Source organism: Rhizobium sp. TH2, assembly GCF_024707525.1.
Taxonomy (GTDB): domain Bacteria; phylum Pseudomonadota; class Alphaproteobacteria; order Rhizobiales; family Rhizobiaceae; genus Rhizobium_E.
Window position 1 is genome coordinate 328,354 of sequence record NZ_CP062231.1, and the last position, 12,733, is coordinate 341,086.

The 12,733-nt window shown below is 61.5% G+C and carries 14 protein-coding genes; 8 read left to right on the forward strand and 6 right to left on the reverse strand.

The window, feature by feature from the left end:
- Positions 1-69: 69 nt before the first annotated feature.
- The 4 genes from dapD to IHQ71_RS01765 all read left to right on the forward strand — a co-directional run bounded on the left by dapD (position 70) and on the right by IHQ71_RS01765 (position 3,074).
- A complete protein-coding gene (dapD, locus tag IHQ71_RS01750) occupies positions 70-927 on the forward strand; it encodes a 2,3,4,5-tetrahydropyridine-2,6-dicarboxylate N-succinyltransferase (RefSeq protein ID WP_258160178.1) in 858 nt (285 codons plus the stop codon).
- Positions 928-1,105: 178 nt separating this feature from the next.
- Positions 1,106-1,243, forward strand: a complete 138-nt coding sequence (locus IHQ71_RS01755) for a hypothetical protein (RefSeq protein WP_258160179.1) — start codon at positions 1,106-1,108, stop codon at positions 1,241-1,243.
- A gap of 51 nt (positions 1,244-1,294) precedes the next feature.
- On the forward strand, positions 1,295-2,488 hold the full coding sequence (gene dapE / locus IHQ71_RS01760; RefSeq protein ID WP_258163004.1) for a succinyl-diaminopimelate desuccinylase: 1,194 nt from the start codon (positions 1,295-1,297) through the stop codon (positions 2,486-2,488).
- Positions 2,475-3,074, forward strand: coding sequence for a hypothetical protein (locus IHQ71_RS01765; protein WP_258160180.1), 600 nt, complete (start codon positions 2,475-2,477; stop codon positions 3,072-3,074). The genes dapE and IHQ71_RS01765 overlap by 14 nt, the downstream gene beginning before the upstream one ends.
- Here IHQ71_RS01765 and truA read toward each other — a convergent pair.
- From truA to def, 5 genes are all read right to left on the reverse strand, one after another.
- Positions 3,069-3,863, reverse strand: a complete 795-nt coding sequence (gene truA, locus IHQ71_RS01770) for a tRNA pseudouridine(38-40) synthase TruA (protein ID WP_258160181.1) — start codon at positions 3,861-3,863, stop codon at positions 3,069-3,071. The genes IHQ71_RS01765 and truA overlap by 6 nt on opposite strands.
- Positions 3,863-4,798 (reverse strand): methionyl-tRNA formyltransferase, encoded by a 936-nt coding sequence (gene fmt / locus IHQ71_RS01775; protein WP_258160182.1) that lies wholly within the window; start codon positions 4,796-4,798, stop codon positions 3,863-3,865. Before fmt ends, truA begins: the two co-directional genes overlap by 1 nt.
- 21 nt (positions 4,799-4,819) lie before the next feature.
- Positions 4,820-5,242, reverse strand: a complete 423-nt coding sequence (locus tag IHQ71_RS01780) for a PIN domain-containing protein (RefSeq protein WP_258160183.1) — start codon at positions 5,240-5,242, stop codon at positions 4,820-4,822.
- Entirely contained in the window at positions 5,239-5,529 is a 291-nt protein-coding gene (locus tag IHQ71_RS01785) for a plasmid stabilization protein (protein WP_258160184.1), read from the reverse strand. The genes IHQ71_RS01780 and IHQ71_RS01785 overlap by 4 nt, the downstream gene beginning before the upstream one ends.
- A 66-nt stretch (positions 5,530-5,595) precedes the next feature.
- The gene (gene def, locus IHQ71_RS01790) at positions 5,596-6,105 is read right to left on the reverse strand and encodes a peptide deformylase (RefSeq protein WP_258160185.1); all 510 of its coding nucleotides are present in this window, start codon (positions 6,103-6,105) and stop codon (positions 5,596-5,598) included.
- A gap of 151 nt (positions 6,106-6,256) precedes the next feature.
- Between def and IHQ71_RS01795 the strand changes: the two genes are divergently transcribed.
- The 4 genes from IHQ71_RS01795 to IHQ71_RS01810 all read left to right on the forward strand — a co-directional run bounded on the left by IHQ71_RS01795 (position 6,257) and on the right by IHQ71_RS01810 (position 11,754).
- Positions 6,257-7,483: a DNA recombination protein RmuC gene (locus IHQ71_RS01795; RefSeq protein WP_374990072.1), complete on the forward strand. Its 1,227-nt coding sequence runs from the start codon at positions 6,257-6,259 to the stop codon at positions 7,481-7,483.
- A 50-nt stretch (positions 7,484-7,533) separates the two neighbouring features.
- Positions 7,534-8,442, forward strand: a complete 909-nt coding sequence (locus tag IHQ71_RS01800) for a ribokinase (RefSeq protein WP_258160187.1) — start codon at positions 7,534-7,536, stop codon at positions 8,440-8,442.
- A 191-nt stretch (positions 8,443-8,633) separates the two neighbouring features.
- Entirely contained in the window at positions 8,634-10,865 is a 2,232-nt protein-coding gene (locus IHQ71_RS01805; protein WP_258160188.1) for a methyl-accepting chemotaxis protein, read from the forward strand.
- A gap of 193 nt (positions 10,866-11,058) precedes the next feature.
- Entirely contained in the window at positions 11,059-11,754 is a 696-nt protein-coding gene (locus IHQ71_RS01810) for a L,D-transpeptidase (RefSeq protein WP_258160189.1), read from the forward strand.
- A 15-nt stretch (positions 11,755-11,769) separates the two neighbouring features.
- On the opposite strand, the gene IHQ71_RS01815 is transcribed toward IHQ71_RS01810, so the two are convergent.
- Positions 11,770-12,714 (reverse strand): nucleoside hydrolase, encoded by a 945-nt coding sequence (locus tag IHQ71_RS01815; protein ID WP_258160190.1) that lies wholly within the window; start codon positions 12,712-12,714, stop codon positions 11,770-11,772.
- Positions 12,715-12,733: the final 19 nt, after the last annotated feature.

The window sequence follows — 12,733 nt, forward strand, 5'->3', positions numbered from 1 at the left end:
CGCTATAGACCCGGCCGACAGGCCGCATTCTTTCGACCAGAATAATCCTTCAAAGTTTAAGGAATTGACATGACCGCCACCGATCTTGCCTCGCTCGAACGCACAATCGACGCTGCCTTCGACGACCGTGAGAATGTCAATGTCTCGACCCGCGGCGAAATCCGCGATGCCGTCGAGCACGCACTCAATCTTCTCGACAGCGGCAAGGCACGCGCCGCCTCGCGTGGCGAGGATGGCACCTGGACCGTTCACCAGTGGCTCAAGAAAGCGGTGCTGCTGTCCTTCCGGCTGAACCCGATGGAAATCATCAAGGGCGGCCCGGGCGATGCGGTCTGGTGGGACAAAGTCGCTTCCAAGTTCGACGGCTGGAGCGCCCACGAGTTCGAAAAGGCCGGATTCCGCGCCGTGCCGAGCGCCGTCGTGCGCCGCTCGGCCTATATCGCGCCGGGTGCGATCCTGATGCCATCCTTCGTCAATCTCGGTGCTCATGTTGGTGCCAACACCATGGTTGATACCTGGGCTACCGTCGGTTCCTGTGCCCAGATCGGCGCCAATGTACACCTCTCGGGTGGCGTCGGTATCGGCGGCGTGCTGGAGCCGCTGCAGGCCGGCCCCACGATCATCGAGGACAATTGCTTCATCGGCGCCCGCTCGGAAGTGGTCGAGGGCTGCATCGTGCGCGAAGGTTCGGTGCTCGGCATGGGCGTTTTCATCGGCAAGTCGACCAAGATCGTTGATCGCGCGACCGGTGAAGTCACATATGGCGAAGTGCCGCCCTATTCGGTGGTCGTCGCCGGCTCGATGGCGTCGGGCAAGACGATGCCCAACGGCCAGCCCGCGCCGAACCTTTATTGCGCCGTCATCGTCAAGCGCGTCGACGAGCAGACTCGCTCCAAGACCGGCATCAACGAACTTCTGCGAGACTGATCTCCGGAGGGCGTTGGGATGCAGACCCAACGCCGGAGCCCGGCATGTTCTGGCTCCTGTTCAGCCCGTCGGGCCGGATATTCCGGCAACCTTATGTTATGGCTTTCCTGTTCTGGTTTGTGCGCAGGCCGTCGCCATCGGCCAGATGTTCGCAGCCGGCCGGCAGGACAATGATGCCATGCTGGCGTCCTCCACGCTCGACCTGATCGTTGTCAGCCTCATAGGCTTCGTCTCTATGATCATGCTCACCGCCAAGCTGTTCTGGCCATCCGGACCGCCGAACGACTTCGGCGACTATCCCAACCGCCCGCAATGAAAAGCCGATTTTCCCCGTGACAGTTTTTGGCCGATCGGCTATCGCTCTCACATCATGACGACTGATCCCGTTGCCAATCTCCAGACCCTCATCCGCTGCCCCTCCGTGACGCCTGCCGAAGGCGGCGCGCTCTCCGCGCTTGAAGCGATGCTTGCGCCGCTCGGCTTTGCCGTCGAACGCGTGATCGCGACCGAGAAGGGCACGCCTGACATCGAGAACCTCTATGCCCGGCTGGGCACATCGGGTCCGCATCTGATGTTCGCCGGCCATACCGATGTCGTGCCTGCCGGCGACGAAGCCGCATGGACGCATCCGCCCTTCGGCGCCGAGATCGACGGCGGCATCCTTTACGGACGTGGCGCGGTGGACATGAAGGGCGGGATCGCCTGCTTTGCCGCCGCCATCGCCCGGCATGTCGAAAAGCGTGGCGCACCGAAAGGCTCGGTCTCGTTCCTGATCACTGGAGACGAGGAAGGTCCCTCGATCAACGGCACGATCAAGCTGCTGGAATGGGCGCATGCGAAAGGCGAGCGGTGGGATGCCTGCCTCGTCGGCGAACCGACCAATCCAGACCAGCTCGGCGACATGATCAAGAACGGCCGGCGCGGTTCTGTATCCGGCACGGTCACGGTGCATGGCGTTCAAGGGCACGTTGCCTATCCGCATCTCGCCGACAATCCGGTGCGATCCGCGCTCGCCATGGCGGCGGCCCTGATGGATCCGCCTTTCGATACCGGCACGGCGGATTTCCAGCCGTCCAATCTTGAAGTGACCAGCATCGACACCGGCAACAAGGCGACCAATGTCATCCCGGCCAGGGTCACCTTCTCGTTCAACATCCGCCACAATGACAGCAGGACGACCGAAGCCATCCAGGAAGAGATCGTCCGCCGCCTGAATGCTGGCGCGGCAAACGTCACGCTCCGGCCCGACCGTCCGCCCGCACGCTACGACATCGTCTGGGCCGAGCGGCCGAGCCAGGTTTTTCTCACGCGCGACGACCGGCTGATCGCGTCGCTTTCGGCCGCTGTCGAGGAGCGCACCGGCCGTGTGCCGAAGCTTTCCACCACGGGCGGCACGTCGGATGCGCGCTACATCAAGGATTATTGCCCGGTCGTCGAGTTCGGCCTGGTCGGCCAGACCATGCACATGGTCGACGAATGCGTGCCCGTCGCCGATCTCGAGGCGCTGACCCAGATCTACGAGACCTTCATCGCACGCTGGTTCGCCGATGCCGCGGCTTGAGGAGGTCGTCTACTATCTCAGGGGACTCTGGCTCGTCCTCAAGGGTAAACCTGAAGGCTTGGGCTATCTCGATCTAACCGAGCAGGGTTTCTGGCGGTCCTGGTGGTCGCTGGTTTATGTATTGCCGCCGACGCTATTGAGCTATCTGGCGGTCAAGACGCTCGTCCTGTCGATTCATCCAGATCCGGGTGTCATTGGCGTTGATTTCTACTTCAAGCTCGCAGCGGTGGATTACGGAAGCACGGTCATCACCACCGTCATATTCCTCGTAGTCGCTCGCTTTGGCGGCTTCGGCCAGTTCGCGCCCGCCATCGTCATCGCGCTCAACTGGCTTGCCGTGCCGCTGCAATGGGCTTTCTCGTTCGAGAATCTCATCCAGATCTATGTGCCGGGCAGTGCGCTTCTCACCGAGAGCACCCAATTCGCGTCAATGCTGCTGACGGCATTTCTGTCCTATCGGATCATCGACCGTATCGTCGGCGGCAGCGCGCTGGTGAGCGCTACCTCGTTGCTGACGCTCTACGTCGTGCCGCAACTCAGCCAGTACAAGATCGCCCAGGCACTGGCACTGCTACCGGATCTATAGGTCTTCTTCGTCGTCCGGTTCGTAGCGGAGAAGCTGTGATACGTCGCCGTAATCGACCGTCATGAAATAGAGCCCGTGAGGCGGCGCGACCGGCCCGCAGCGCGTGCGGTCCTTGGCTTCCAGTGCGTCCTTCACATCCTCGGGCGTCCATTTGCCTTCGCCGACCATTTTCAGCGTTCCGGCAAAGGAACGGATCTGGTTGTGTAGGAAGCTCTGCGCCGAGGCGCGAATTTCGACCAGCTCTCCGCTACGGCTCACGTCGATCCGCTCCATGGTGCGGGCGGGATTCCGCGCCTGGCAGCGTGCCGAGCGGAAGGTGGTGAAATCATGATAGCCGACCAGCATCTGGGCCGCCGCATGCATCGCCTCGTGATCGAGCGGCTTCTTGATATGCCAGGCGCGCATCGCCTCGATGGCGATCGGCGCGGGCCGCGAAATGATGCGGTATAGATAATGCCGCTTGGTGGCGGCAAAGCGTGCATCGAAGGTCTCGGGCACTTCCTCGGCTTCTATGATCGCGACCTTCTCGTTCGCCATCGCGAGGTAGGCGTTGACGGCATTGGCAAGCGTCTGCGCCTTCCATTGGCGGCCGAGATCGACGTGGCAGACCTGACCGTAGGCATGCACGCCGGCATCGGTGCGGCCGGCGGCGCGCAGCGATACCCATTCGCCGGTCATCGAATGGATCGCCTTCTCGATCGCACCCTGCACGGAATGGCCATTGTCCTGCCGCTGCCAGCCGACATAGGGCGTCCCGTCATATTCGACCAGCATGCGGAAACGAGGCATCAGCCGACTTTCATGCCATGGATGAGCGGCGTGCCGCGCAGGAATTCCTCTGCATCGAGTGGCTTGCCGCCCGCCTTTTGCAGCCGGGTCAGCCGGACGGCACCGGAGCCACAGGCAATCGCGAGATTGTCGTCGAGCACCGTGCCCGCAACCGCCGATCCACTCGCGAGCTCCGAATGCAGTACCTTGATGCGCTCGACCTTGCCGCCGATCTCCGCCTCGAACCACGCGCCCGGAAAGGGTGAGAGTCCGCGCATGTGATTGTGGACATCCTCGGCGGCTTTGGAGAAGTCGATGCGGGTTTCGTCCTTGCCGATTTTGGCGGCATAGCGCGCGCCGTTATCCGATTGCGGCGTCAATGGCAGATCCGCGCGTTCAAGCTTTGCCATGGCCTCGACCATCAGCCGGGCACCGGTCTCCGACAGAGCGTCGTGCAATTCGCCAGCAGTCGTGTTCTCGCCGATCGCCACCCGGGCGGTCGCCGCAACGGGGCCTGTGTCCAGCCCCTTGTCCATCTTCATCACCATCATGCCGGTCTCGCTGTCGCCGGCGATGATCGCCCGCTGGATCGGCGCCGCGCCGCGCCAGCGCGGCAGAAGCGAAGCATGGCCGTTATAGCAGCCGAGCCGCGTGCCGGTGAGGATCGATTCCGGCAGCAGCAGGCCATAAGCTACGACCACCGCGACATCGGCGCTGAGCGCCCTGAACCGTTCGACATCCTCGGCCTGCTTGAAATTCAGCGGTGTCAGCACCGGAATGCCGAGCGCCTCGGCCGCGCGATGAACCGGGGAGGGGGTCAGCTCCAGCCCGCGCCGGCCGGCCGGACGCGGCGGCTGCGAATAGACCGCCACAATCTCGTGGCCAGCCTCATGCAGCGCCTTGAGCACGGCCACGGAAAAATCCGGCGTTCCCATGAAAATGATGCGTAAGCTCATCGGCCTGTCCGTTCGAAAATCTCAGGCGCCTTCAAACGGGTTTACGAGCGAGAGATCAAGCCCTTCGAAGTCTTTTGTGTTGCGGGTGGCGAGCGTGGCGCCGTGGGAGAGGCAGATGGCGGCGATCTGGGCGTCCTGGATTGTCATCATGCGACCATTCATTTCTCGCCGAGCTCTCACTAAACCCGCCAGTGCGGACGAGGCGTTGCTCGAACGGAGAATGCGCGTAGCATAGCGGATTTCGAGTATTTCCCTTGCATTGTCGAGATACCGTGAGGACCCGTGCTTGAGACGGTGCTTTTCACCGCCGTAGAAAAGCTCGGTAATTGTCATGTCCGTCAGATATAGTTCTTCCGTGCGTTGAATGGAAAGCCAGTACACGAGGGCGGCATCCGGAAGCCGCCGGCTGGTCTCGGAAACGATGTTGGTATCGAGGACTATCATTCCTCAAAGCTAAAAGGACGACCGAAGTCCTTCTTTCTTTGTTGTTCGATTTCATCCATGATCTCGGAGAATTGGTCGCTTTCCTCATCGAAAGGCGCGAACAGTGCCCGTAATTGCTCGTATGGATTCCCAGCGGCTAGTTCGTTCTCCTGCGTCTGATGCTCGAGGATACCGCGACGGAGCATCTCTCTCGCCGCGTCCGACATGCTTCTGCCTGTCGAGCTAGCGATTTGTCCGAGCCCTCGCTTCAAATCCTCTGGCACATTCCGGATTAGCAGATCGCCCATGCGTTCGCTCCTTTGATATCAGTGATATCATAGTGCCAGAATATCGGATTATCAATGATCGGGCTATTAGGCCCGCATCTTCGCCTTGGTGAATTTCTTGATCACCATCTCGCGCTTCAGCCGCGAGATATAGTCGATGAAGAGCACGCCGTTGAGATGGTCGATCTCGTGCTGCAGGCAGGTGGCGAGCAAGCCCTCCGCCTCGACGATCTGTTCCTTGCCCGCGATGTCGACATATTTCACGGTGACCTTCGCCGGCCGTTCCACCTCGGCATAGTAATCCGGGATCGACAGGCAGCCTTCTTCATAGGCCGAGCGTTCGTCCGACGAGCGCAGGATCTCGGGATTGATGAATATCTGCGGCTGTTTCTCCTCGCCCTCCTTGTGGAGGTCGATCACCAGCATCTGTTTCGGAATGCCGACCTGGATGGCGGCCAGCCCGATGCCGGGCGCGTCATACATGGTCTCCAACATGTCGTCGGATAACTTGCGCACGGCGTCATCGACCTGCGCGATGGGGGAGGAAACCTGGCGAAGCACCGGGTCGGGAAGGATGATGAGAGGCTTGATCGTCATGGCGTCTCACTTAGTACAGCGCGGGAATTCTTGCAATATTCATGATCCCTTGAAATTGCAGTGTTTGAAATGGGAATAGGTCGCAGTGCTGTTCCCGTTTTGATCTGGTCACCGCGCGCGAATCTGTTATGGTCGCCCGATGCAGGATCTCATCCCACTTAACACGACGCTCTTCACCCTCGGTCAATACCCGGTCACGCTGGCAATTCTTCTGATAGCGGCGGGCGTGGCGCTTGTCGCAATGTTGATACTGGCCGCCCTTGGCTGGTCGGCGTCGCGTCGCTCGGCGGAGAATGCGCGTCTGGACGCCGAACGCCGCGCTGGCGAGGCCGAACTCCGCATGGCGGAGATTCTCAAAGCGCAGACCGAAATGCAGGGCCGCATCGCCGCGATGACGGATGTGTTCGGCTCGCGCCAGCACGAGCTCAACCAGTCGATCAACCAGCGTATCGACGGCATGACGCACCGCATCGGCCAGACCATGACCGAACAGACAAAGCAGACGCACGAAAACCTGCGCCGCCTGCAGGAACGGCTCGCCGTCATCGATACGGCGCAGAACAATATCCAGGCGCTGGCGAAGGATGTCGTCGGGCTTCAGGCCATCCTGTCGAACAAGCAGACTCGCGGTGCCTTCGGCCAGTCACGTATGGAAACGATCGTCGCCGATGGCTTGCCCATGGGTGCCTATGAATTCCAGGCAACCCTCTCCAACAGTTCGCGACCCGACTGCCTGATCAGGATGCCGAACGGCCAGCCCTCGCTCGTCGTCGATGCCAAGTTCCCGCTCGAAGCCTGGAACGCGATCCGCGATGCGGGTCCCGATGGCGCCAAGATCGCCAGCCAGCAGTTCCGCAGGGATATCGAGGTCCATATCAAGGATATCTCGGACAAGTACCTGATCCGCGGCGAGACGCAGGACACGGCGTTCATGTTCGTGCCATCGGAATCGATCTTCGCCGAGATCCACGAGAATTTCGAGGGCATCGTCCAGCGCGCCCACAAGGCGCGGATCGTCATCGTCTCGCCCTCGCTTTTGATGCTGTCCATCCAGGTCATCCAGGCGGTGTTGAAGGACCAGCGCATGCGCGAGCAGGCCCATCTCATCCAGGGCGAGGTCATCCGTCTGATGGAGGATCTCACGCGCCTCGATGACCGGGTGCAGAAACTGCAGGGGCATTTCTCGGCAGCCCAGAAGGATGTCGAGCAGATCGTCACGTCATCGAGCAAACTCGCCAAGCGCGGCGAGCGGATCGAGGCGATGGAGTTCGAGGTCGTGCCGCCGCAAGGCGCGGTCTCCAATCCCGTCGAGGCGCCGTCGCGTAGTGTTGAAAGCCGCACCGGCCAATTGAAGCTGAGAGTGGTTGACGAGGACTGAGAATCCAGGCCATTGGTGTCCTGGGGAAATCACAAGAACAGGCCAGAAAAATGATCACCGTCCTCGGTTCCATCAACATGGATCTCATCGCCAGCGTTTCGCGGCTACCGAAGCCGGGCGAGACCGTTACTGGCGAAAATTTCGTCACCGCGCCCGGCGGCAAGGGCGCCAACCAGGCGCTGGCCGCTCGCCGCGCCGGCGCCGATGTGATCATGGCAGGCGCCACCGGTGAGGACGAATTCGCGGTGCCGGCGCTCACGTATCTTCGTTACGATGGCGTCAATCTCAATCGCGTCAAGAGCGCGTCCAAGGCCACCGGCGTGGCACTGATCTTCGTCGGCACCGATGGCGAAAATGTCATCGCCATCGTCGCCGGCGCCAACGGCACCGTGACGGCGGAGGATGCCAAGGCAGCGGTGGGCGATATGAAGCGCGGCGACACGCTGATGCTGCAGATGGAGATCCCGCCGGCGGCGATCGAGGCAGGCCTCAAGGCCGCGAAGGAAAAAGGCGTCATATCGGTGGTCAACATCGCGCCGATCACACCCGATGCCAAGCGGCTGGCCGAGATGGCGGATGTCGTCATCGCCAACGAAACCGAGTTCGAATTGTTCTCGGGCAAGAAGGCGCTCGACAGTGCATCCCGCGAGGCCGAGATGCTGCGGATCAACCAGGAAACCAAGCAGACCCTGATCGTCACGCTCGGCGCAGAGGGTGTGGTCGCCGTCCGCAACGGCAGCCTCCATCGCGCCGCAGGGCTGAAGATCGAGCCCGTCGATACGGTTGGTGCGGGCGATACGTTCTGCGGTTATTTCGCTGCCGGCCTCGACCGGGGACTGCGCTTCGAGGCGGCACTGCAACGGGCGGCCGTCGCCGGCTCGCTCGCCTGCACGAAGGCTGGCGCGCAGCCGTCGATCCCGTTTGACCGCGACGTCCAGAAGAATCTCAAGACTGCTTGACCGGCGGTGGAATCCCGCGACGGCGCAGGAGTCAAAATGTCGCGGTGCACCGTTCGCCAGTCATTAACCAATTGGCTTTAGACAAGACCATGCCGCCTGTCCGTGCTTTGTTGACCGGCTTATTGCCTTGAATGCAATGACTTTTCCATGATGGAAGCGGCAACTCACCCGCCACTCGTTCCGAGGCCGTCATGTTGAAATTCGCCCCGAAGTCTCTTGCGCCGAAGCTCCTGCTTGTCACCGGCGCCATCATTGCTCTTCTTCTTCTCGCTTCCAATTTCGTATTGATCGGCCAGACGCGTGATCGCGTTCATTCGCTGATCATGGCCCAGGCCGAGACCGAGGCCAAGGCGATCGCGCAGGGCATCGTCACGGAGACCGGGGCGCTCGCCAGCGCCGCGCGTACCATGTCCGGCGTCATTTCGCATGGTCATCAGCTCGGCTCGTTCGACCGCAAGGCGGTGATTGATATTCTCAAGACCGGCCTCGAACAGCAGAAGATGGCGTTCGGCAGTTGGTTTGCGGAAGCGCCTGAAGGCTTCGACAAGCGCCAGGCGGAATCCAAGGACAAGCTCGATCTCGGCGGCAACAAGAACGGCGTCTTCACGCCCTATTGGACCAAGGCCAAGGATGGCTCGGCGAGCTTCAGCACGTTTGCCGAGGACTACGCGGCGGAATGGTACGAGAAAGCAGCGACATCGCAGATGGGAGCGATCACCAAGCCCTATGTCGCCTCGGAAATCGTTCCGCCGACCGCCATGAGCTCGATCGCCTATCCCGTCATGTCGGATGGCAAGCTGATCGGCGTCACGGGGGTCGATGTCTCTCTCGGCATGCTGCAGGAGAGCCTCGCCAAGCTCACGCCCTTCGGCACGGGCCGGGTGCTGCTGCTGTCGCAGGATGGCAAATGGCTGGTCTCGCCCAGTGCGGACCTGCTCAACAAAGACTATAAGGATGTGTCGCCGGATGCCGTGAAGGCCGCGCTCACCGATGGCAAGATGACGACCCTTACGGATATCGAAGGGGCCGACGGCGCCCGCTTCAATCGCCTCGTCTACCCCTTCGCGCTGCCGGATCTCAATGTCAGCTGGGTGCTGCTCGTCGATATCCCGGATGCTGCGCTCGCCACGCCCGTGCGTGACCAGACCATAATGATGGTCATCGGCGGCATTGCCGTGTTGCTTGCGGCACTTGCCGGCCTCTACTTCGCCGCTCGCGGCTTCGTCGCCAAGCCGCTCGAAGGCCTGATCGGCGATGTCGGCCGCATGAGCGCTGGCGATTACAGCGCGCCCGTCTCCGGCCAGGACCGCCAGGATGAAACCGGCGCCGTCGCCCAGGCGCTCGAAACCTTCCGCCACCGCCTCGCCGATAGCAACCGTCTGGAAGCCGAAGCCACCGAGGCCCGCCGCCGCGGCGAGGATGAGCGCAGCCGAACCGAGGCAGAGCGCAGCGAGAATGCGCGCGTGCAACAGTTCGTGGTCGGCCAGTTGAAGGATGCGCTCGGCAAGCTCTCCGCCGGCGATCTCGCTTTCCGCATGAACTCCGAATTCCCTGATGAATACGAGGAACTGAAGACCAATTTCAACTCTGCCATGGAAAGCCTCGAAGAGACGATCCGCATGGTCGGCCTAGCCGTTTCCAATATCGATGCCGGCACCAGCGAGATTTCCACCGGCGCCAACGACCTGTCGCACCGCACGGAGCAGCAGGCCGCCCAGATCGAGGAAACAGCCGCCGCCCTTAACGAACTCACCGAACAGGTGCATTCGAGCGCCGAGAACGCCAAGACCGCAGCTTCGGCCGTCAACAACGCCAACCAGGAAGCAGCCAAGTCGGGCGGCATCGTCAAGAATGCCATCGCCGCGATGCATGGCATCGAGAAATCCTCGGCGCAGATCACCAACATCATCGGCGTGATCGACGAGATTGCCTTCCAGACCAACCTGCTGGCGCTGAATGCGGGCGTTGAAGCGGCACGTGCGGGCGATGCGGGCAAGGGCTTTGCGGTCGTGGCACAGGAAGTACGCGAACTGGCGCAGCGTTCGGCGACGGCGGCAAAGGAGATCAAGTCTCTGATCAGCGCATCGGAATCCCAGGTTAATGATGGCGTGGCTTTGGTTGCCCAGACCGGTACGGCGCTGGAGGCGATCTCCAGCCAGGTCGTACACATCAACGGCCTGATCAACATGATATCGGTGTCGTCGAGCGAACAGGCCGCTGGCCTGCGCGAAATGAACACCGCCATGCACCACATGGACCAGGTCACCCAGCAGAACGCGGCAATGGTGGAGGAAACCACTGCCGCCTCGGTCTCGCTCAGCGATGAAGCCGCACAGTTGAAGGCACTGGTTGCGAGGTTCCGGGTATCAGGCGGGGCCTCATCGCGCGATCTCAGATCAGTCGCGCACCGCATGCGGGCGTGATTGCAGCAAGCGCTTCAAAGATCTCCAACGTCCGCCCGGCAATGGCTTGCCTGGCGGACGTTGCGACATTTATCCCACGGCCATCATCCGCTCAGACCGAATGACGGGATCGTGATCGCCTTTCGCCTTGCCGCAGTGCAAAAATTCTCGCTAGGAATCGGTCTCGATTGATCCCTGCCTGAAAAGAACCGCCTTGCCGCCCTTTGAATCGCCTCTCTCCCGCCGCCACTTCATTCTCGGCTCCCTGTCAGCGACTGCTGCTTTGGCGGGGTGTTCCACCTCGATCCGCGCACCAGTTCCCGGATTTGCCACGCGCCCCATCGCGCCGCCGACATCAGCGGAACTCGCCGTTATCTACGGGCCCAAGCAGGATGGTGACTTTGTCCTGCCGGCAATACCCTATGAGCGGATCGATCCCAAATTCTACCGCCAGCGCGTTGCCAACCCGACCGCTGAGCGCCCGGGCACCGTTGTCGTCGATACGCCGTCGCGGTTCCTCTATGTCATAGAGCCGGGTGGCACTGCGATGCGCTACGGCGTCGGCATCGGCCGCGATGGTTTCGCCTGGCAGGGCGAGGGCGTGATCCAATGGCGGCAGCACTGGCCTCACTGGAAGCCGCCGAATGAGATGGTTGCGCGTCAGCCCGAACTGGCCCGCTATTCGATTGACAAGGGCGGCATGAAGCCGGGGCTGGAAAATCCGCTGGGATCGCGTGCGCTCTATATCTTCCAGAACGGCGCGGACACGCTTTACCGGCTCCATGGATCGCCGCAATGGGATTCCATCGGCAAGGCGACCTCGTCGGGCTGTGTCCGGCTGATCAATCAGGATGTGATCGATCTTTATGAGCGCGTGCCATACCACGCCAAGATCGTCGTTTATCAATAGGCTCGTAGCGAGGCGTTAAAGCCTCGCCACCCGCTCGGTCAGCAGTTCGAAGAAGCCTTCGTCATCGACATCCCTAAGCACCAGCGCATTGTGCTTGCGCTTGGTCACCTGCCACCAGTCGACCACCGTCATGCCCAGTGTCAGTTCGGAGTTGAGTTCGATCTCGACATTGCATTCCCGGCCCTTGTAGAACTCTGGCCTGATCAGGTAGGCGATCACGTTGGGGTCGTGTAGCGGCCCGCCATCCGAGCCGTATTTCACGACGTCGAAACGCTCGAAGAAGGCCAGCATGTCGGCCAGCGCCACCGCGGGCTTGGTGCCGACAGCGCGGATTTTGTCGACGCGCCGCCTGTAGGTCAGCACCTTATGCGTCAGGTCGAGCGGGATCATGACAATGCGGATGCCGGATTTGAAGACGATCTCCGCTGCTTCCGGATCGACATAGATGTTGAATTCCGCCGCCGGCGTGATGTTGCCGACCTCGAAATAAGCGCCGCCCATCAACACGATCTCCTGGACACGGCCAACGATATCAGGCGCCTTCTGGAAAGCCGTCGCGATATTGGTCAGCGAGCCGAGCGGGCAGAGCGTGACAGTGCCCGAGGGTTCGCTGCGCAGTGTCTCGATAATGAAATCGACGCCGTGCTGCACCTGAAGCGGCGTCACCGGATCGAAGAGTTCGGGACCGTCCAGTCCGGTCGCGCCATGCACATGCTCGGCGGTCACCAGCGGCCGTTTCAGCGGCCTGTCGCAGCCGGCAAACACTTTCACGTCGGTACGGTTGGAGAAATCGCAGACGATCCGCGCATTCCTGGAGGTGAGCGCCAGCGGCACGTTTCCTGCAACGGCCGTGATGCCAAGCACCTCGATTTCCTCAGGCGAGCCGAGCGCCAGCATGATCGCGGCAGCATCGTCCTGGCCGGGATCTGTGTCGATGATGATCTTCCTGGGACTTCCCATCAATGCGAATCCTTCAGTC

Excerpts from the sequence above, each read along its gene's own strand:
- dapD (WP_258160178.1), top strand. The coding sequence starts at position 70 with ATGACCGCCACCGATCTTGCCTCGCTCGAACGCACAATCGACGCTGCC.
- IHQ71_RS01755 (WP_258160179.1), top strand. The coding sequence starts at position 1,106 with ATGCTGGCGTCCTCCACGCTCGACCTGATCGTTGTCAGCCTCATAGGC.
- IHQ71_RS01765 (WP_258160180.1), top strand. The coding sequence starts at position 2,475 with ATGCCGCGGCTTGAGGAGGTCGTCTACTATCTCAGGGGACTCTGGCTC.
- truA (WP_258160181.1), bottom strand. The coding sequence starts at position 3,863 with ATGCCTCGTTTCCGCATGCTGGTCGAATATGACGGGACGCCCTATGTC.
- fmt (WP_258160182.1), bottom strand. The coding sequence starts at position 4,798 with ATGAGCTTACGCATCATTTTCATGGGAACGCCGGATTTTTCCGTGGCC.
- IHQ71_RS01780 (WP_258160183.1), bottom strand. The coding sequence starts at position 5,242 with ATGATAGTCCTCGATACCAACATCGTTTCCGAGACCAGCCGGCGGCTT.
- IHQ71_RS01785 (WP_258160184.1), bottom strand. The coding sequence starts at position 5,529 with ATGGGCGATCTGCTAATCCGGAATGTGCCAGAGGATTTGAAGCGAGGG.
- def (WP_258160185.1), bottom strand. The coding sequence starts at position 6,105 with ATGACGATCAAGCCTCTCATCATCCTTCCCGACCCGGTGCTTCGCCAG.
- IHQ71_RS01800 (WP_258160187.1), top strand. The coding sequence starts at position 7,534 with ATGATCACCGTCCTCGGTTCCATCAACATGGATCTCATCGCCAGCGTT.
- IHQ71_RS01805 (WP_258160188.1), top strand. The coding sequence starts at position 8,634 with ATGTTGAAATTCGCCCCGAAGTCTCTTGCGCCGAAGCTCCTGCTTGTC.
- IHQ71_RS01815 (WP_258160190.1), bottom strand. The coding sequence starts at position 12,714 with ATGGGAAGTCCCAGGAAGATCATCATCGACACAGATCCCGGCCAGGAC.